The organism is Mycobacterium sp. ST-F2, from assembly GCF_001905655.1.
Classification (GTDB): Bacteria; Actinomycetota; Actinomycetes; order Mycobacteriales; family Mycobacteriaceae; genus Mycobacterium.
In genome coordinates this window covers 57,812-75,622 of record NZ_JMHT01000001.1, presented here as the reverse complement: position 1 = coordinate 75,622, position 17,811 = coordinate 57,812, and the positions used below count along the sequence as shown (strand labels likewise).

At 66.2% G+C, this 17,811-nt stretch carries 15 protein-coding genes; 11 read left to right on the top strand and 4 right to left on the bottom strand.

The genetic code is table 11. From position 1 onward, the window contains the following. The first annotated feature begins 20 nt into the window (after positions 1–20). Positions 21–644, top strand: coding sequence for a uracil phosphoribosyltransferase (gene upp, locus EB75_RS00345; RefSeq protein WP_073693524.1), 624 nt, complete (start codon positions 21–23; stop codon positions 642–644). Here the strand turns inward: upp and EB75_RS00340 are convergent. From EB75_RS00340 to EB75_RS00330, 3 genes are all read right to left on the bottom strand, one after another. Continuing rightward, positions 641–1,177 carry a hypothetical protein gene (locus tag EB75_RS00340; protein WP_073693505.1) on the bottom strand — a complete coding sequence of 179 codons (537 nt, stop codon included), beginning with the start codon at positions 1,175–1,177 and terminating at the stop codon, positions 641–643. The genes upp and EB75_RS00340 overlap by 4 nt on opposite strands. Positions 1,178–1,260: 83 nt before the next feature. Next, entirely contained in the window at positions 1,261–2,769 is a 1,509-nt protein-coding gene (locus EB75_RS00335; RefSeq protein ID WP_073693504.1) for a phospho-sugar mutase, read from the bottom strand. Continuing rightward, entirely contained in the window at positions 2,766–3,626 is an 861-nt protein-coding gene (locus EB75_RS00330; RefSeq protein WP_174557600.1) for a purine-nucleoside phosphorylase, read from the bottom strand. The genes EB75_RS00335 and EB75_RS00330 overlap by 4 nt, the downstream gene beginning before the upstream one ends. 1 nt (position 3,627) lies before the next feature. Here EB75_RS00330 and EB75_RS00325 point away from each other — a divergent pair, with 1 nt between their 5' ends. The 3 genes from EB75_RS00325 to EB75_RS00315 all read left to right on the top strand — a co-directional run bounded on the left by EB75_RS00325 (position 3,628) and on the right by EB75_RS00315 (position 7,107). After that, positions 3,628–4,839 (top strand): M20 family metallopeptidase, encoded by a 1,212-nt coding sequence (locus EB75_RS00325; RefSeq protein WP_073693522.1) that lies wholly within the window; start codon positions 3,628–3,630, stop codon positions 4,837–4,839. Continuing rightward, positions 4,836–6,005 (top strand): M20 family metallopeptidase, encoded by a 1,170-nt coding sequence (locus EB75_RS00320; protein ID WP_073693503.1) that lies wholly within the window; start codon positions 4,836–4,838, stop codon positions 6,003–6,005. Before EB75_RS00325 ends, EB75_RS00320 begins: the two co-directional genes overlap by 4 nt. 214 nt (positions 6,006–6,219) lie before the next feature. After that, entirely contained in the window at positions 6,220–7,107 is an 888-nt protein-coding gene (locus tag EB75_RS00315) for a type IV toxin-antitoxin system AbiEi family antitoxin (RefSeq protein ID WP_073693502.1), read from the top strand. A gap of 60 nt (positions 7,108–7,167) precedes the next feature. On the opposite strand, the gene EB75_RS00310 is transcribed toward EB75_RS00315, so the two are convergent. Next, positions 7,168–7,635 (bottom strand): gamma-glutamylcyclotransferase family protein, encoded by a 468-nt coding sequence (locus tag EB75_RS00310; RefSeq protein WP_029105535.1) that lies wholly within the window; start codon positions 7,633–7,635, stop codon positions 7,168–7,170. A 60-nt stretch (positions 7,636–7,695) separates the two neighbouring features. Between EB75_RS00310 and EB75_RS00305 the strand changes: the two genes are divergently transcribed. From EB75_RS00305 to EB75_RS00270, 7 genes are all read left to right on the top strand, one after another. Beyond that, positions 7,696–9,111 carry an NAD(P)H-quinone dehydrogenase gene (locus EB75_RS00305; protein WP_073693501.1) on the top strand — a complete coding sequence of 472 codons (1,416 nt, stop codon included), beginning with the start codon at positions 7,696–7,698 and terminating at the stop codon, positions 9,109–9,111. A 73-nt stretch (positions 9,112–9,184) separates the two neighbouring features. After that, complete coding sequence (locus EB75_RS00300; protein WP_073693500.1) at positions 9,185–10,930, top strand: glycerol-3-phosphate dehydrogenase/oxidase; 1,746 nt, start codon at positions 9,185–9,187, stop codon at positions 10,928–10,930. Continuing rightward, complete coding sequence (locus EB75_RS00295) at positions 10,927–11,781, top strand: pseudouridine synthase (RefSeq protein WP_073693499.1); 855 nt, start codon at positions 10,927–10,929, stop codon at positions 11,779–11,781. The genes EB75_RS00300 and EB75_RS00295 overlap by 4 nt, the downstream gene beginning before the upstream one ends. A 205-nt stretch (positions 11,782–11,986) precedes the next feature. Continuing rightward, the gene (locus tag EB75_RS00290) at positions 11,987–12,757 is read left to right on the top strand and encodes an SDR family NAD(P)-dependent oxidoreductase (RefSeq protein ID WP_073693498.1); all 771 of its coding nucleotides are present in this window, start codon (positions 11,987–11,989) and stop codon (positions 12,755–12,757) included. A 110-nt stretch (positions 12,758–12,867) separates the two neighbouring features. Then, the gene (locus tag EB75_RS00285) at positions 12,868–15,591 is read left to right on the top strand and encodes a type I restriction endonuclease subunit R (RefSeq protein WP_174557599.1); all 2,724 of its coding nucleotides are present in this window, start codon (positions 12,868–12,870) and stop codon (positions 15,589–15,591) included. Then, the gene (locus tag EB75_RS00275; protein ID WP_073693496.1) at positions 15,588–16,850 is read left to right on the top strand and encodes a restriction endonuclease subunit S; all 1,263 of its coding nucleotides are present in this window, start codon (positions 15,588–15,590) and stop codon (positions 16,848–16,850) included. Before EB75_RS00285 ends, EB75_RS00275 begins: the two co-directional genes overlap by 4 nt. Beyond that, positions 16,847–17,746, top strand: coding sequence for a GIY-YIG nuclease family protein (locus tag EB75_RS00270; RefSeq protein ID WP_073693495.1), 900 nt, complete (start codon positions 16,847–16,849; stop codon positions 17,744–17,746). Before EB75_RS00275 ends, EB75_RS00270 begins: the two co-directional genes overlap by 4 nt. The last annotated feature ends 65 nt before the right edge of the window (positions 17,747–17,811 follow it).

The window sequence follows — 17,811 nt, the reverse complement described above, 5'->3', positions numbered from 1 at the left end:
TTCCACTAATGTTGGCGCGCATGGACGTCCGGGTCGTCGATCATCCGCTTGCCGCCGCGCGGCTCACCACCTTGCGCGACGAGCGCACCGACAACGCCGGGTTCCGGGCTGCGCTGCGCGACCTGACGCTGATGCTGGTCTACGAGGCCACTCGCTCCCTGGCCAGCGAAGAGCTGCCGGTGCAGACTCCGGTTGCGGCGTGCACCGGGTCGCGGCTGTCGAACCCGCCACTGCTGGTTCCGGTGCTGCGGGCCGGCCTGGGCATGGTCGACCAGGCGCACGCGCTGATTCCGGAGGCACAGGTCGGCTTCGTCGGGATGGCCCGCGACGAGGCGACGCATCAGCCGACCCCGTACCTGGAGTCGCTGCCCGCGGATTTGAGTGGCCGGCCGGTGATGGTGCTCGACCCGATGTTGGCCACCGGCGGGTCGCTGGCCTACACCCTGCAGCTGCTGCTCGACCGCGGCGCCGACGACATCACGGCGGTGTGTGTCGTGTGCGCGCCGGACGGAATTGCGTTGGTGGAGAAGACGGTTCCGTCGCTGAAGTTGTTCACCGCCACCATCGACGACTGTCTGAACACCGACGCGTACATCGTGCCGGGCCTCGGCGACGCGGGGGACCGGCAGTTCGGCCCGCGTTAGTGGACGACCGGCCCGGTCGGGGTCGGTAACGGCGATTGTGTCGGCCGCGGACCGGCATCGGGCAGGTTGGGCTTGCCGGTGGAGTCGACGGACACGGTGCCGCCCCAGGCCATGAGAGCACCGGTGTTGCAGCCGCCTTCGATTCCGGTGGCAAAGACGCTCACCTGCATCGCGCCGGCCGACATGTGGGCATGCGGGCCCACCGCGGTCTGGCCGGGGCTGAGCCGGTAACTGCTGCTGAGGGTGCCCGGCGTGCCCGCCGGACTGACCGAGAAGCGGACCGAGATGTCGGAACAGCCGTCAGCGGCATTCGTGAAGGACGGCTGCACCCAGTCGTCGGTCGGAAGGTCGAAGCGGAGCACCGCCGGCTGCCGGCAGTCCTGGACGGTGGCAGGCCGACAGTACGTCGAGATGTACTGCTCGGCGTGGACCGCGGCCGCAGGGGGTGCGAGAGCAATGCCGGCAGTACCGATTCCGCCGATCAGGACCGTCGCGGCGCCACCGCAGCGTCGAGCGAATGCGTTGTCCAACATGCCGACACCTCTTTCCTCCGATGAATCGAGGCTAGGTCGAACAGGAGCCTGCCGGATATAGGGGATCTCCCTACGGTTTGTCGTCAGGCCGGGGCCAACAGGCCGGTGACCGCGGCCTCGATGTCACCTAGTTCGGCTGCGGCTGACGTCCTGTCGGCCGCTGGATCGGCAGCCGGTGGCTTGCCGACCTCGATGTAGCACTTGATCTTTGGCTCGGTTCCGGACGGGCGCACCGCCACCCGCAGGCCACGGCCGGTGAAGATCAGCGCATCGGTGCGCCGTCGGCCCCGGAGCCCGGCCAGGTCCTCGAGACTGACCGAGATACCCGCGATCTGGGCCGGCGGCTCGGCGCGCAGACGGGCCATCACCGCGTCGGCGTCGGTGTGCACCGACACCGCGCCGGTGACGTGGACGCCGAATTTCGTGGCCAGGACATCCAGGCGATCCTGCACCGTCTGGCCTTGATCGCGCAGTGCCACAACCAGATCGCAGAACACCACGGCCGCGCTGATGCCGTCCTTGTCGCGCACGGCATCGGGGTCGACGCAGTGCCCGATGGCCTCTTCGTAGGCGTACCGCAGTGTTTTACCCGGCATGGTGCTGTCGGCGCGCGCCAGCCACTTGAAGCCGGTGAGGGTTTCGACGTGGTGGGCTCCGTAGTCGGCGGCGATCTTCGCGAGCAGTTGCGACGAGACGAGTGAGCTGGCGACGACCGTGTTCCTGGCCTCGTCGGGGGTCAGGTTCGATAACAGGTGATCGCCCAGTAGCCAACCGGTTTCGTTGCCGGACAGCATGCGCCAGCCTTGCGTGGTCGGGATGCCGACGGCGCAGCGGTCCGCGTCGGGATCCAGGGCGATGGCGACCTCGGCGCCGTTCTCGGCGGCAAGCGCGAGCAGCAGGTCGGTGGCGCCGGGTTCCTCGGGGTTGGGGAATGTGACGGTGGGGAAGTCCGGGTCGGGGTCGAATTGTGTTGCCACCGTCCGGATATCGGTGATGCCGGCACGGTTCAGTACGTCGACCGCGAGCGCGCCCCCGACGCCGTGCATGGCGGTCAATGCCACCCGCACGTCGCCTGCGGTCTTGCGCAGCGATCCGGTGCGCTGCGCGTACTGGTCGATCAGGGCTTCGTCGGCCGGTGTGACGGGGTGACGGGGAATATCCGTCGGCGCCTGGCGCATCGCGGTTTCGATGTCCCGATCGGTCGGCGGGACGATCTGGATGCCGCCGTCGAAATACACCTTGTAGCCATTGTCGGTCGGCGGGTTGTGCGATGCGGTGATCTGCACGCCCGCAACAGCATTGAGCCGACGCACCGCGTACGCCACGACCGGGGTGGGCGCCGGATGGGGGAGCAGGAAGACGGAAAACCCTTCGGCGGCAAAGATTTCCGCCGTGGCCGTCGCGAATTCGTCGGAGTGGTGCCGGGCGTCGCGGCCGACGACGACCGTCGACCCGCCCAGTGAACAGTCCTTCAGCACCTTCGCCACCGCCCACGTCGCGCGGCTGACCGTGGTGACGTTCATGGCGTCGAGGCCCGCCCGCATGGGCCCGCGCAGGCCGGCGGTGCCGAAGGTCAGGGGTGTGACGGTCACAGCCGGGCCAGCACCTCGGCAAGCAGCGTCCCCATCCGGGTCGCGGACTGGCGTCCGGCCTCGAGGACCTCGGCGTGGCTGAGCGGTTCGCCGGTCATGCCGGCGGCCAGGTTGGTGACCATCGAGATGCCGAGCACCTCGGCTCCGCCGGCGCGGGCCGCGATGGTCTCGTGCACCGTCGACATGCCCACCAGATCGGCGCCGAGGGTCCGCAGCATCCGGATCTCGGCGGGCGTCTCGTAGTGCGGGCCGGGCAGCCCGGCGTAGACGCCCTCGGTCAGGGTCGGGTCGACCTCGAGCGCCAGCGCCCGTAGCCGCGGTGAGTAGGCGTCGACCAGATCGACGAACTGGGCACCCACCAGGGGCGAGCGGGCGGTCAGGTTCAGGTGGTCGCTGATCAGCACGGGCTGACCGACCGAGTACTCGGCGCGCAGGCCGCCGGCGGCGTTGGTCAGCACCACCGTCCGGGCGCCGGCCGCGATGGCGGTGCGTACCGGGTGGACGACATGGCGCAGGTCGTGGCCCTCATAGGCGTGGATGCGCCCCAGCAGCACCAGCACATCGCGGCCGCCGACCTGCAGCGCCAGCGCCTGCCCGCCGTGGCCGGAGGCGGTGGGTGGCGTGAATCCCGGCAGGTCGCCCATGGCGATGGTGGCTGTGGGCTCGCCCAGCACGGCGGCGGCCGGTGCCCAGCCCGAACCGAGCACGACGGCCACGTCGAAGCCGGTGATTCCGGTGCGGTCACGGATGGCGGCGGCCGCCGCAGCTGCGGCGGCGTCGGGGGTGGCCTGCGGATCGGTCACGGCGTCCACCTTAGTTGCCAACCGCGGGCGAACAGGCCGGTGCGATACTTCCATGATGCTTACTGGCGACGCCCTGCAGACGGTCACCGATGCCGTCGCGCGTCACGGTGCCGATCTGATCGAGCTGTCCCACTCGATTCATGCCGAGCCGGAACTGGCCTTCGCCGAGCATCGCAGTTGCGCCAAAACCCAGGCGCTCGTCGCCGAGCGGGGCTTTCAGGTCACCGCGGCCGCCGGCGGCCTGGACACCGCGTTCCGTGCCGACTACGGCAGCGGCGATCTGGTGATCGGCATCTGCGCCGAATATGACGCCCTGCCCGGCATCGGACATGCATGCGGGCACAACATCATTGCCGCGTCGGCCGTCGGCACGGCGCTGGCCCTGGCCGAGGTGGCCGACGAACTCGGGCTCACGGTGGCATTGATCGGGACCCCCGCCGAAGAAGCCGGCGGCGGAAAAGCCTTGCTGTTGGGCGCCGGTGTGTTCGACGACGTCGCCGCCTCGGTGATGCTGCACCCCGGTCCTGTGGACATCGCGGGCGCGCGGTCCCTTGCGTTGTCCGAGGTGTCGGTGGCTTACCGCGGGCGTGAGTCGCACGCCGCCGTCGCCCCGTATCTGGGGGTCAACGCCGCCGACGCGGTGACGGTCGCCCAGGTGGCCATCGGGCTGTTGCGGCAGCAGTTGACGCCCGGCCAGATGATGCACGGCATCGTCACCGACGGTGGACAGGCACCGAATGTCATTCCGGCGCATGCGGAATTGCTGTACACCATGCGGGCCACCGACTCGGCGTCGCTGGACGAGCTGGAAGTGCGGATGTTCTCCTGCTTCGCGGCCGGGGCGCTGGCGGCCGGTTGCACTCACGAGGTGACGGAGGTGTCGCCGCGGTACGACGCGCTGACACCCGATCCGTGGTTGACGACGGTGTTCCGCGCCGAGATGGAGCGCCTCGGCCGTACCCCGCTGCCGGTGGACCTGGAAGTGTCTGTGCCCCTTGGTAGTACCGACATGGGCAACGTCACGCAGGTGATGCCGGGTATCCATCCGGTGGTCGGGATCGAGGCCAACGGCGCATCGATCCACCAGCCGGAGTTCACCGCCGCGGCGGCGGGGCCGAGTGCGGACAAGGCCGTGACCGAGGGCGCGATCATGTTGGCGCGCACGGTCGTTGCGCTGGCGCAGGCACCTGACGAGCGGGCCCGGGTTATGCAGAAGATGGCGGACCGGGCGGCGGTTCAGCAACAAGTGAAGGCAGGGCGCGGATGACCCTCTCGGACCACGCCGAGCGCTGGCTGGCCACGAACTACGGTGACCTGGTCGGGTGGCGGCGGCATCTGCACGCCAACCCGGAGTTGGGCCGGCAGGAGTTCGAGACCACCAAGTTCGTCGCGACGCGGCTGGCCGAGGCCGGGTTGAACCCGAAGATTCTGCCCGGCGGCACCGGTTTGACCTGTGATTTCGGCCCGGAGGACCGGCCACGGATCGCCCTGCGCGCCGACATGGACGCGCTGCCGATGGATGAGCGCACCGGCCTGCCGTTCGCCTCGACGGTCCCCAACGTCGCGCACGCCTGCGGGCACGACGGCCACACCTCGGTGCTGCTGGGCGCCGGGTTGGCGTTGGCTTCGGCGCCGACGCTGCCGGTCGGTGTGCGGCTCGTCTTCCAGGCTGCCGAGGAACTGATGCCCGGCGGCGCGCTCGATGCCATCTCCGCCGGTGCGCTGTCGGGCGTGTCGAGAATCTTTGCGCTGCACTGCGATCCGCGGCTCGAGGTCGGTACGGTCGCCACCATTCCGGGGCCCATCACATCGGCCGCCGATCAGATCGAGATCACACTGCACTCACCGGGTGGGCATACGTCGCGCCCGCACCTGACGGGTGATCTGGTGTACGGGCTCGGCACACTGATCACCGGGGTGCCCGGTGTGCTGTCGCGTCGCGTCGATCCGCGGCACAGCACGGTGATGGTGTGGGGCGCAGTCAATGCCGGGTTTGCATCGAACGCCATCCCGCAGACCGGGACTCTCGCCGGAACCATCCGCACCGCGAGCCGCGACGCCTGGATCGAGATGGAATCGATTGTCCGCGAGATTGTTTCGTCGCTGCTGGCGCCGCTGAACGTGGATCACACGGTGCTGTACCGTCGCGGCGTCCCGCCGGTGGTCAACGAGGAAGTGTCCACGCGGATCATGACGCACGCCATCGAGGCGCTGGGCCCGGATGCTCTGGCCGACACCAAGCAATCCGGTGGCGGAGAAGACTTCTCGTGGTACCTCGAAGAGGTGCCGGGAGCCATGGCCCGTCTCGGCGTGTGGCCCGGCGTCGGCCCCCAGCTCGACCTGCACCAGCCGACCTTCGACCTCGACGAACGCGCCCTCGGCGTCGGCGTCCGGGTGCTGGTCAACATCATCGAGCAGGCCGCGCAGTTCTAACCGCGAGCGTGCGTGGGGGCCACCTCCCGCGAGCGGCCGTGTTTGTACGGCGACACGCCGTGTTTCGCGTGCATTTCGGGGCCACTCACGCGCGTCGAGCGGCCGCGAACTAAGCAGTCAGCCACGTACCCGCGGAATTCCACAGTTCGTGATTGATCCACAGATCGCCTGAACCGTCTTTCGGCGGCCGCCGTCGATACCGAGCATCGATGGTGTGAACGCCGACCTACAAGCGCTGCTCGACCGCCAGTATGGTGTTGCGACCAGCGCCCAAATTCTGCAGACCATGTCGCGAAGGACGTTTGATGCACACCTGAAAACAGGTGCCCTGGAACGTATCTGGCAGGGCATCTACTCACGCGGTGAGCCCGACGACTGGACGCGGCTGCGCGGCCTGGACCTCTCGGCCGGCAAGGCGGTCCCGGTGTGTCTGGGGACGGCGGCGGCGCTCTACGGATTCGACACCGAGAATCCGAAGGATCTGCACGTCCTCAATCCAGTGGGTTCGCACCTTCGGCACGCCGACGGTCTGGTGATCCATCGCCGCGACGGCGCACCGATGGTTGTTGAACAGGGCCGGCCCGCCACCGCGCCGGCGTGGACTGCGATCGAAGTGGCTCGCTCACTGCGAAGGCCGCGCGTACTGGCGACGCTCGATGCCGCGTTGCGTTCCGGTACCTGCGACCGGGTGGAGCTGTCGCGGGCGGTGACCAAGCAGGCCGGACGTCGCGGCATCGTCGTCGTGAGGGAGTTGCTGCCCATCGCGGATCCACGCGCCGATTCGCCGATGGAGAGTGAGGCGCGCCTTGTGATGATCGACGGCGGCCTACCGATGCCTGAGCTGCAGTACGAGGTCATCGACGGCCGCGGCAAGCTGCGGCGACTGGATTTCGCGTGGCCGCAGTACATGGTCGCCGCCGAGTACGACGGATTGGACTGGCACAGCGGACCAGACGCGATGTTGGCCGACCGCGAGCGCACGTCGGCGCTGATGGATGTCGGCTGGACCGCGATCTCGATGGTCTTCGAGGACGTCCGTTACCGCCCGGACGAACTCGTCGCGCGCATCAATGGGCAGTTTGGTCGCGCTCGCGCCGCGTGAGGGGCCCCAAAAAGTACGCGAAACACGGTGTGTCGCTGTACAAACACGGCCGCTCGCGGGTTAAGGACCGATATTGCGGGAGGGGCGGGTGCGGAGGTGGTGGACGTAGTCCGCGGGGGCGCCGGCGATCTCGGCGGCCTCGGCCATGACGCCCAGGTACCGGGCTGAGGGCAGCCCGCCTTCCCAGGCGTCCACGACGTACAACCACGCCAGCACGGGCTCGGTCGAGGTGTCCGACGACACCCGGTGCACCCGGCACCGGATCTTCTTGTGGATCCCCAGTTCGGAGCCTTCCCAGCGGTCCAGGCGTTCCTCGTCCTCGCGCGTCATGTCGTAGAGCACGACGAAGACCTTCGACAGCGGATCCTCGACCAGCGTCGCCAGCGCGCCCTCCCAGCCGATGTCGGCGCCGGCGAACGTCAGTCGCCAGCCGTGCAGCCACCCCGTGGCCGCCATCGGGGAATGAGGGGCCCGCTGAAGCATCTGCTCCGGATGCATGTTCGATCCGTAAGCGGCGTAGAGCGGCACTCGGCAAGCCTACGGCTTGTTGTCCGACGACCAACACCCAACTCGGGGTTAGATGTAGCGGTGGTTACCCGCATCGTGATCATCGGCGGCGGTCCCGCCGGATATGAGGCAGCCCTGGTTGCCGCCGGTTACGGCCCTGACGCAACAGAAGTCACCGTCGTCGACCGCGACGGTATCGGCGGTGCCTGCGTGCTCTGGGACTGTGTGCCGTCCAAGACCTTCATCGCCTCCACGGGCGTGCGCACCGAGCTGCGCCGCGCCGACGGGCTGGGCTTCGACATCAAGATCGAGGACGCCAAGATCTCGTTGCCGCAGATCAACAACCGGGTCAAGACGCTGGCGCGGAGCCAGTCGGTCGACATCGGCGGGCAGCTGCTGCGGGCCGGCGTCAATGTGGTGGCGGGCTGCGGTGAGCTGGTCGACAGCATCCCCGGCATGGCGCACCACCGGGTCAAGGTCACGACCCCCGACGGGCGCTCGGGTGTGCTGAAGGCCGATGTGGTGCTGATCGCGACCGGCGCCAGCCCTCGGGTGCTGCCCAACGCGGTGCCCGATGGCGAACGCATCCTGAACTGGCGTCAGCTGTACGACCTGACCGACCTGCCGGAGCACCTGGTCATCGTGGGCTCGGGTGTCACCGGTGCCGAGTTCTGCAACGCCTACACCGAACTGGGCGTCAAGGTCACGGTGGTGGCCAGCCGCGACCAGATCCTGCCCCACGAGGACTCCGATGCCGCCGCGGTGCTGGAGGAGGTGTTCTCCGAGCGTGGTGTGACGTTGGTCAAGAACGCCCGCGCCGATTCGGTGGTCCGTACCGAAACCGGCGTCAAGGTCAGCCTGGCCGACGGCCGCGTCGTGGAGGGCAGCCATGCGTTGATGAGCATCGGGTCGGTGCCCAACACTTCGGGCCTGGGGCTGGAGAAGGCCGGCATCGAGCTCGGCGCCGGCAACTACCTGACGGTCGACCGGGTGTCGCGCACCTCGGCCCCGGGCATCTACGCGGCCGGCGACTGCACGGGCCTGCTGCCGCTGGCGTCGGTGGCCGCCATGCAGGGCCGTATCGCGATGTATCACGCTCTGGGTGAAGGGGTTTCGCCGATCAAGCTGCGGACGGTCGCGGCCGCGGTATTCACCCGCCCGGAGATCGCCGCCGTCGGGGTGCCGCAATCCGCGATCGACGCCGGCACGGTTCCGGCCCGCACGCTGATGCTGCCGCTGACCACCAACGCCCGCGCCAAGATGTCGTTGGTACGGAGGGGTTTCGTCAAGATCTTCTGTCGTCCCGCCACCGGTGTGGTGATCGGCGGTGTCGTGGTGGCACCGATCGCCTCCGAGCTCATCCTGCCGATCGCGCTCGCGGTGCAGAACCGCATCTCGGTGACAGACCTCGCTCAGACGTTGTCGGTGTATCCGTCGTTCTCGGGCTCGATCGTCGAGGCGGCACGCCGGCTCATGGCTCACGACGATCTGGACTGACGCGCGAACAGGGCCGACCACGTAGGCTCGGTCACGCAAGGCCTACCGACGAGTAACCACGAGGAGTTCCGCAGTGAGTGACCCGATTCCCGGTCCGGGCAATGGGCAGACCCTGCTGAGTCCCGCGCAGCGCGAGACCGCGTGGAATCGGTTGGGCTCCGAACAGTTCGACGTCATCGTGATCGGCGGCGGTGTCGTCGGCGCCGGTGCGGCGCTCGACGCGGCGACGCGCGGGCTGAAGGTCGCCCTGGTCGAGGCGCGCGACTTCGCCTCCGGCACCTCCAGCCGCAGCAGCAAGATGTTCCACGGCGGCCTGCGCTACCTGGAGCAGCTCGAGTTCGGTCTGGTGCGCGAGGCACTGTACGAACGCGAACTGTCCCTGACGACGCTGGCGCCACACCTCGTGAAGCCGCTGCCGTTCCTGTTCCCGCTGACCAAGCGGATCTGGGAGCGCCCCTACATCGCCGCCGGCATCTTCCTGTACGACCAGCTGGGTGGGGCCAAGTCGGTCCCCGCCCAGAAGCACCTGCTCAAGGCCGGCGCGCTGCGGCTGGCTCCCGGACTCAAGCGCAGCTCGCTGATCGGCGCGATCCGCTACTACGACACCGTCGTCGACGACGCGCGGCACACCATGACCGTCGCCCGCACCGCGGCGCACTACGGCGCCGTCGTCCGCACCTCGACGCAGGTCGTGGCACTGCTGCGCGAGGGTGATCGGGTCACGGGCGTCCGGGTCCGCGACTCCGAGACCGGCGCCGTCACCGAGGTGTGCGGCCACGTCGTCGTCAATGCGACGGGCGTGTGGACCGACGAGATTCAGGCGTTGTCGAAGCAGCGCGGACGCTTCCGGGTGCGCGCCTCGAAGGGCGTGCACATCGTCGTGCCGCGGGACCGCATCGTCAGCGAGGTCGCGATCATCCTGCGCACCGAGAAGTCGGTGCTGTTCGTGATCCCCTGGGGCACCCACTGGATCATCGGCACCACCGACACCGACTGGAATCTGGACCTGGCGCATCCGGCGGCGACCAAGGCCGACATCGACTACATCCTCGGGCACGTCAACAAGGTGCTGGCCACGCCGCTCAACCACGACGACATCGACGGCGTCTACGCGGGCCTGCGCCCGCTGCTGGCCGGTGAGAGCGAGGAGACGTCCAAGCTGTCCCGCGAGCACGCGGTCGCGGTGCCGGCCCCGGGTCTGGTGGCCATCGCCGGCGGTAAGTACACGACGTACCGCGTCATGGGGGAGGACGCCATCGACGCGGCCAGCGAGTACGTGCCGACGCGGGTGGCACCGTCGATCACAGAGAAGGTGCCGCTGCTGGGCGCTGACGGCTACTTCGCGCTGATCAACCAGACCGAACACGTCGGTCAGCACTATGGCCTGCATCCGTACCGGGTGCGGCACCTGCTGGACCGGTACGGCTCGCTGATCGGCGAGGTGCTGGACATGGCGGCCGACCGCCCCGAGCTGCTGGAGCCCATCACCGAGGCGCCGGTGTACCTGAAGGTCGAGGCCTGGTACGCGGCCGCGGCCGAGGGCGCCCTGCACCTCGAGGACATCCTGGCCCGCCGCATGCGGATTTCCATCGAGTACCAGCACCGCGGCGTCGACTGCGCCCGCGAGGTCGCGGAAGTCGTTGCGCCCGTGCTGGGTTGGAGTGCCGAGGACATCGACCGCGAGGTCGCGACGTACCTGGCCCGCGTCGAAGCCGAGGTGCTGTCACAGACGCAGCCCGACGACGAATCGGCAGATGCGTTGCGCGCGGCGGCTCCCGAGGCCCGTTCGGAGATCCTTGAGCCGGTTCCGCTCGATTGAGCCTGCCCGTCCGTCCCGGATACGAGGGGATCGGGCCTGCTCGGCTGCGGGTGCACGGCGGGCCGGTGCAGGCTGAGCTGCGGGCGCGGTTCGGCGACGACGCGGCCGCGAAAGTCCTTGCCGGCGAGGTGGTTTGCGCTGACGGGTCAGTGGTCGACGAGGCGACCGAGCTGCCGGCCGGTGCGTTCATCTACTGGTATCGGGACCTGCCCGACGAGGTCGCCGTCCCGTTCGACGTGCCGGTGCTGTACCGCGACGAGAACATCGTCGTGGTCGACAAGCCACACTTCCTGGCCACCATGCCGCGCGGCGGGCACGTGGTGCAGACGGCCCTGGTGCGGCTGCGCCGGGCCTTGGGATTGTGGGAGCTCTCGCCGGCACACCGGCTGGACCGGCTGACGGCCGGTGTCCTGGTGTTCACCGCACGGCGCGAGGTCCGTGGGGCGTATCAGACGATGTTCGCGTCGGGTTTAGTGTCCAAGACGTATCTGGCGCGTTCGTCGGCCGGGACATTGGCCGAGCCGGTCGAGCTGCGCAACCGAATTATGAAGCGGCGCGGGTCTTTACAGGCGGTCGTGGAGCCCGGTGAGGTGAATGCGGTGACGGTGGTCGAGCCGGTGGGGGATGGGCTGTTCCGGTTGACACCCGCCACCGGCCGGACCCATCAGCTGCGGGTGCACATGAACTCGCTCGGGCTGCCCATCGACGGTGATCCGTTGTATCCCACGGTGCTTGACGTGCCCGCCGGCGATTTCTCGACGCCGCTTCAGCTGCTGGCCCATCGGCTGGCGTTCGTCGATCCGGTGACGGGGGCGGAGCGTGAGTTCGTGAGCGGGCGCGAATTTCAGTAGTCCGTCGCCTCTCCCTTGGCATGTTCGATCTGAAGCCGTCAACTTTCCCTGACGCGTCAAGGAAAGTTGAACGCGCCAAATCGCAAGTGCCACAGCAGAGCCGACACGCCGCCCGGCGACACGCCGAGGCGGGCACCGTGACACCGTGCCCGCTCAATGGTGTGGCCCGGTCGGCGCCCCAAACCCCTGTGTTCTACTGCTAGCCATGGACCGCACCACATTTGACCGCCTGTTCGACATGACCGGCCGCACCGTCATCGTGACGGGCGGGACGCGCGGTATCGGCCTCGCCATGGCCGAGGGGTTCGCGCTGGCCGGTGCCAGTCTGGTGGTCGCGAGCCGCAAGTCCGACGCGTGCGAGGCGGCGGCCGAGCACCTGCGCGGGCTGGGCGGCAAGGCGATCGGCGTGCCGACCAACATGGGCACCCTCGACGACCTCGACCGGCTGGTGGACGCCACCGTCGCAGAGTTCGGTGGCATCGACGTCCTCGTCAACAACGCGGCCAACGCGCTGGCTCAGCCGCTGGGGGAGATGACGCCCGAGGCGTGGGCCAAGTCGTACGACTCCAACCTGCGTGGTCCGGTGTTCCTGATCCAGAAAGCGTTGCCGCACTTGAAGACCAGCCCGGCCGCCGCCGTCCTGAACATGTCATCGATCGGCGCCTTCCAGTTCGCGCCGTTCGTGTCGATGTACGCCGCGGGCAAGGCGGCGCTGCTGTCGTTCACCCGGTCGATGGCCGCCGCCTACGCGGCCGACGGTATCCGGGTCAACGCCATCGCGCCCGGTCCGGTCGACACCGACATGGTGCGCAACAACCCGCAGCCGATGATCGACGCGATGGCCTCCAACACGCTGATGAAGCGGCTGGCCAACCCCGACGAATTGGTGGGCGCCGCGCTGCTGTTGTGTTCGGGCGCAGGCAGTTACATCACCGGGCAGGTCGTCATCGTCGATGGCGGCGGGACGCCGCGCTAACGCGTAGCGCTCTCGGTTGGATGGCTCGCAGGCACGACTTTGAATTCCGGCGTGGGTATGACTCGTCTGATACTCGCTTTCCAGACGATCGAAGTCGATAAGCTGTGCTAATGAGCCACGTGGGGGACGATTCTCGGCTGCCGGCCGAGGCGCGTGCCCGACGGCTCATCGATGAGCAGCTCACCCAGGCGGGCTGGGTAGTCCAAGACAAGAAGGACCTCAACCTCTTCGCGGGCTCGGGTGTTGCTGTTCGCGAAGTGGTGATGAAGCCAGGCCACGGACGGGTCGACTACCTGCTTTACGTCGATAAGGCAGTGGTCGGCGTCATCGAGGCCAAGCCGGTCGGCACGCCGTTGACCGGTGTGGAGTGGCAGTCCGCCATGTATGCCGACGGATTGCCCGCCGATGTGCGGATCGCCGCGAAGACACGTGAAGGGCGCTTGCCATTCGTGTTCGAGGCTTCGGGCGTCGAAACTCATTTCACGAACGGTTTCGATCCGGAACCGCGCGCCCGGCTGATCTTCAATGTGCCTAGGCCCGGGACGTTGGCCCGCATTCTGCGTGACGCCGAAGCGGACCCACACCGACCGACATGGCGGGCCAAGGTGCAGAACCTGCCTGCGCTCGATACTGCTCCGCTCCGCCCGGCCCAGATCGAGGCCATCAATGGCGTCGAAAAGAGTTTGGCTGCACAGCAGTTCGATCGGTCGCTGATCCAGATGGCGACTGGCGCCGGCAAGACGTACACCGCGGTGACGCAGTCGTACCGCGTGCTCAAACACGGTGGTTTCAATCGGATTCTGTTCCTGGTCGACCGAAACAACTTGGCCGACCAGACACTTGCTGAATTCCAAAACTATCGCACGCCTGACGACGGTCGGCGTTTCACGGAGCTGTACAACGTCGCCAAGCTGTCCAAGGCGGGATTGTTGGGGTCGACGAAGGTATCGATTTCGACGATTCAGCGGGTTTTCAAGGCCATCAAGGTTGGCGAAGTCAGCGACACCGACGACCCGGACATCGACGATTACATTCCGGAAGTGCCGGTGACTGTTTCGTACAGCGGTGAAATCCCACCGGAGACATTCGATCTCATCGTTGTCGATGAAGCTCATCGGAGCATCTACGGGGTTTGGCGGGGTGTCCTCGAGTATTTCGACGCCCACGTGGTCGGGCTGACGGCCACTCCTGGTAAACAGACGTTCGCGTTCTTCCGGCAGAACCTGGTGTCGGACTACACCTATCCCGAATCCGTCGCTGATGGAGTCAACGTCGACTTCGACGTGTACCGGATCCGCACGAAGATCAGCGATGTAGGATCGCGGATCGAGGCAGGCACCATCGTGCCGAAGGTTGACCGGCGTACTCGTGAACAGCGGCTTGAGGCGCTCGACGATGATCTGAATTACGGTGCAGCACAGCTCGATCGCGCAGTGACCGCGACCGATCAGATCCGGACAGTGCTCGAAACCTTCCGTGACCGGCTCTTTACTGACATTTTCCCCGGACGTAGCACTGTGCCGAAAACGCTGATCTTCGCCAAGGATGACAACCATGCGGAGGAGATCGTCAAGCAGGTACGTGAAGTATTCGGTAAGGGCAACGATTTCGCTGCGAAGATCACCTACAACGCGCGAAACGCCAAGGAGCAGTTGCAAGCCCTGCGAACCAGCCCGACCCTGCGCATCGCCGTCACTGTCGACATGATCGCCACCGGCACCGATGTCAAACCGCTGGAATGTGTGTTCTTTATGCGCGATGTGCGCTCAGCGCAGTACTTCGAGCAGATGAAAGGTCGTGGGGCACGTACCATTCCGGATGCTGACTTTCAATCAGTCACACCGGATGCGCAGACGAAGACGCGGTTTGTGATCGTCGACGCCGTCGGTGTCACCGAGCACGACTTCGTGGAGCCGCCACTGAACCGGCAACGGTCGGTTCCGCTCAAGAAGCTGCTGGAGAAAGCGGCCAATCTAACGATCACCGAGGATGAAGCAGCCACGCTTGCTTCGCGTCTGGCCAAATTGGAGCTTGACCTCACCGTCGCAGAGCGGTTTGAACTCGATGACGTCGCATCCGGTTCGGTTCGTGACATCATCCGCAACCTGGTTGATGCCGTGGAACCAGCAACCACGACACGAGAAGCCATTGACCGTGCGATTGAGCCGCTCGCCTCGAATCCTGAGTTGCGCAACCGTATTTTGGAGCTCCGGGCCGCGCATGATCGAGTGATCGACGAGGTCAGCCGCGACGAATTGATCGAAGCTGGGGGTGTGGTCGACACGGACAAGGCTCGCTCGGTGGTGGAGTCGTGGGCCGCCTATCTGGCTGAACACCGTGACGAGATCACCGCATTGCAAGTCGGTTATGAGGCGGGCGAACGGCGCATCGACTTCGCGGTCATCGAAGGACTGGCGGCGAGAATCTCACGACCACCTCATAATTGGACAACTGATGTGATCTGGAACGCCTACGCCGCGGTGGATGGGTCGAAGGTGCGCAAGAGTGCGACCCACACGGTGACCGACCTGGTGTCGCTGATCCGGTATGCCACTGGTGTTGATGACGAGCTGGTGCCCTACGGTGAGCGGGTGCGTGAGCGATATGCCGCCTGGCTGGCGCAACAGGAGCAGTCGGGTGCAGTCTTCACCGAGACCGAGCGGTGGTGGCTGGACCGGATGGTGTCGGTGATTGCGAGTTCTGCGGGTATCCGCGTTGAAGACCTCGATGACGCGCCTTTCACGGAACGTGGCGGAACTGACGGGGCGATAAGGGATTTGGGCGATCGGGCGGCGGAGTTGATTGACGAGTTGAACGCGGAGTTGACGGCGTGAGCTGGCCGACATACGTCACGGTGAACGATGTCGCTGCCGTGGACTCTGGACCTGCCTTCAAGAGCGCTCATTTCGGCGAACCCGGTGAAGGTATCCGCTTGCTCCGTGGAGACAACATTGAACCCGGCGCTCTGCGCTGGACTCGGACTAAGACGTGGCCAAGTCATTTGATCGATGGCTACCAGCATCTCGCGGTCGAGGAAGAAGACATCATTCTCGGTATGGACCGCCCGATCATCTCGTCCGGCTTGAAGTTGGCAAGGGTGGCCACGGCGGACATACCCGCACTGCTCGTTCAGCGGGTCGCGAGAATTCGCGCGATGGATATCGACTCGCGATTTTTGTACCATTGGCTAAGTTCGGACGCTTTTGTCCGACATCTCAAGGCGACCGCGACTGGTACGCAGCTTCCTCACGTTACCTTGGCAAGTATCAAGGGTTTTCGGGTTCCGAGGTTTGACGATGTGACGGAACGACGCATCGTCGAGATCCTCGAAGATCACCTATCGCGCCTCGATGCTGCGGCCGATTACATTCGCGCAGCAGAACGCCGACTCGACACCTTTTTGACTGCCACTCTCATGAACCTGATCCCTGATGTTGACGACTATCCGGCGAAGTGGGAGAGAAGCTGCGTCGGCGATGCCGGTGTCGTAGAACTGGGGCGTCAGCGTCACCCTGATTGGCATTCAGGACCGAATATGAAGCCCTATTTGCGTGTGGCGAATGTATTCGAGGACAGGATCGATACTCGCGATGTGATGGAGATGCATTGGCCTGCCGAGACGTTCGATCGGTTCAAACTGCGTGTGGGTGATGTTCTCCTGAATGAAGGGCAGACACCCGATCTGCTCGGACGCCCGGCGTTGTATCGGGGTGAGCCGGCGGAGGTTGCTTTCACGAACAGCCTGCTCCGTTTCGTTGCATCTGATCGAGTCCTACCCGAGTTCGCACTCCTCGTTTTCAGACGCCACATGCGAGCTGGTAGGTTCAAGCGTGAGTCACGGATCACCACGAACATTGCGCATTTGTCCGCCTCTCGGCTCAAACCGATTGAATTCCCGATTCCCGATCTCGCCGAACAAGCGGCGATCGTCGCGTCCGCCCAGCGGTCCTTTGAAGCGGTCGAGCGTCAGCGCGTGCAGCTTGCTATCGCCAAGTCGCGTCGGGAGCAACTACGGAAGGCAATATTGTCCGCAGCTTTCTCCGGCCGCCTCACCGGTTCCTCGACCGAGTTGAGAGAACTCGAAACTGTATGAGCGGCAAGCAGATTAAGCTCTTTCTCGTCGACGGTAGTGCCGGTGGGCTCACCACCGCTGAGATCACCAATTGGACTGGGCATGTGCTTTCTGCACCGCGGTCAGAGTTGGCCGATCTCCTCAAACGTGAGGAGGCTCAACGCACCGGCGCGTACCTCTTGATGGGCGAAGACGAAGCTGTTGTCGGAAACACTCGTTGCTACATCGGCGAGGCCGACGTCGTCGCTGAGCGCTTGCGCTATCACCAACGGGAGAAGGACTTTTGGGATCGCGTCGTCGTGATCACGTCGAAGGACGCGAATCTGACGAAGGCCCACGGTCGCTATCTCGAGTCACGCCTCATCGATCTGGCGACAAGAGCCGGCCGCGTCAAGGTGGAGAACGGCACGGCTCCGGCGCCGCCGGCGTTGCCCGAAGCGGATGCCTCCGACATGGATTACTTCGTGTCACAACTTGAGATTGTGCTGCCGGTTCTTGGCGTCAATGCCATCCGCATCCCGCTCCCGAAGCCGGGAACCCGGGAGAACGTGGACTCGGATTCGCCGGTGTTTCACCTGCGCAACACCAAGCAAGGCGTCGACGCTAAGGCCCAGCAGATCGACGGCGAGTTCACCATGCTCGCCGGGTCGATTGTCGTGGCGGTCTGGCAGGGCATCGGCAAGGCTGAGAGCACGATTAAGTCGTATGCGTCGTACCGTGCGCACCATGAGCAGTTGATCGCCGACGGGGCCATCGTCATCGAAGCTGGGAAGGGCGTGGTCACCCGGAGCATCCCGTTCAGCTCACCTTCCACAGCGGGCGCTGTGGCATGGGGACACTCCTGCAATGGCCGCCGCGAGTGGATCGCCTCGGACGGTTCAACGTTTGGCGATTGGGAGAGTCGCGGCGTCGAGTAGTGGCGAGCAGCTTGTCGGTGGGCACTGCAATTATTCGGTGAGCGAGAGCGGCTTCGCACGGCAGA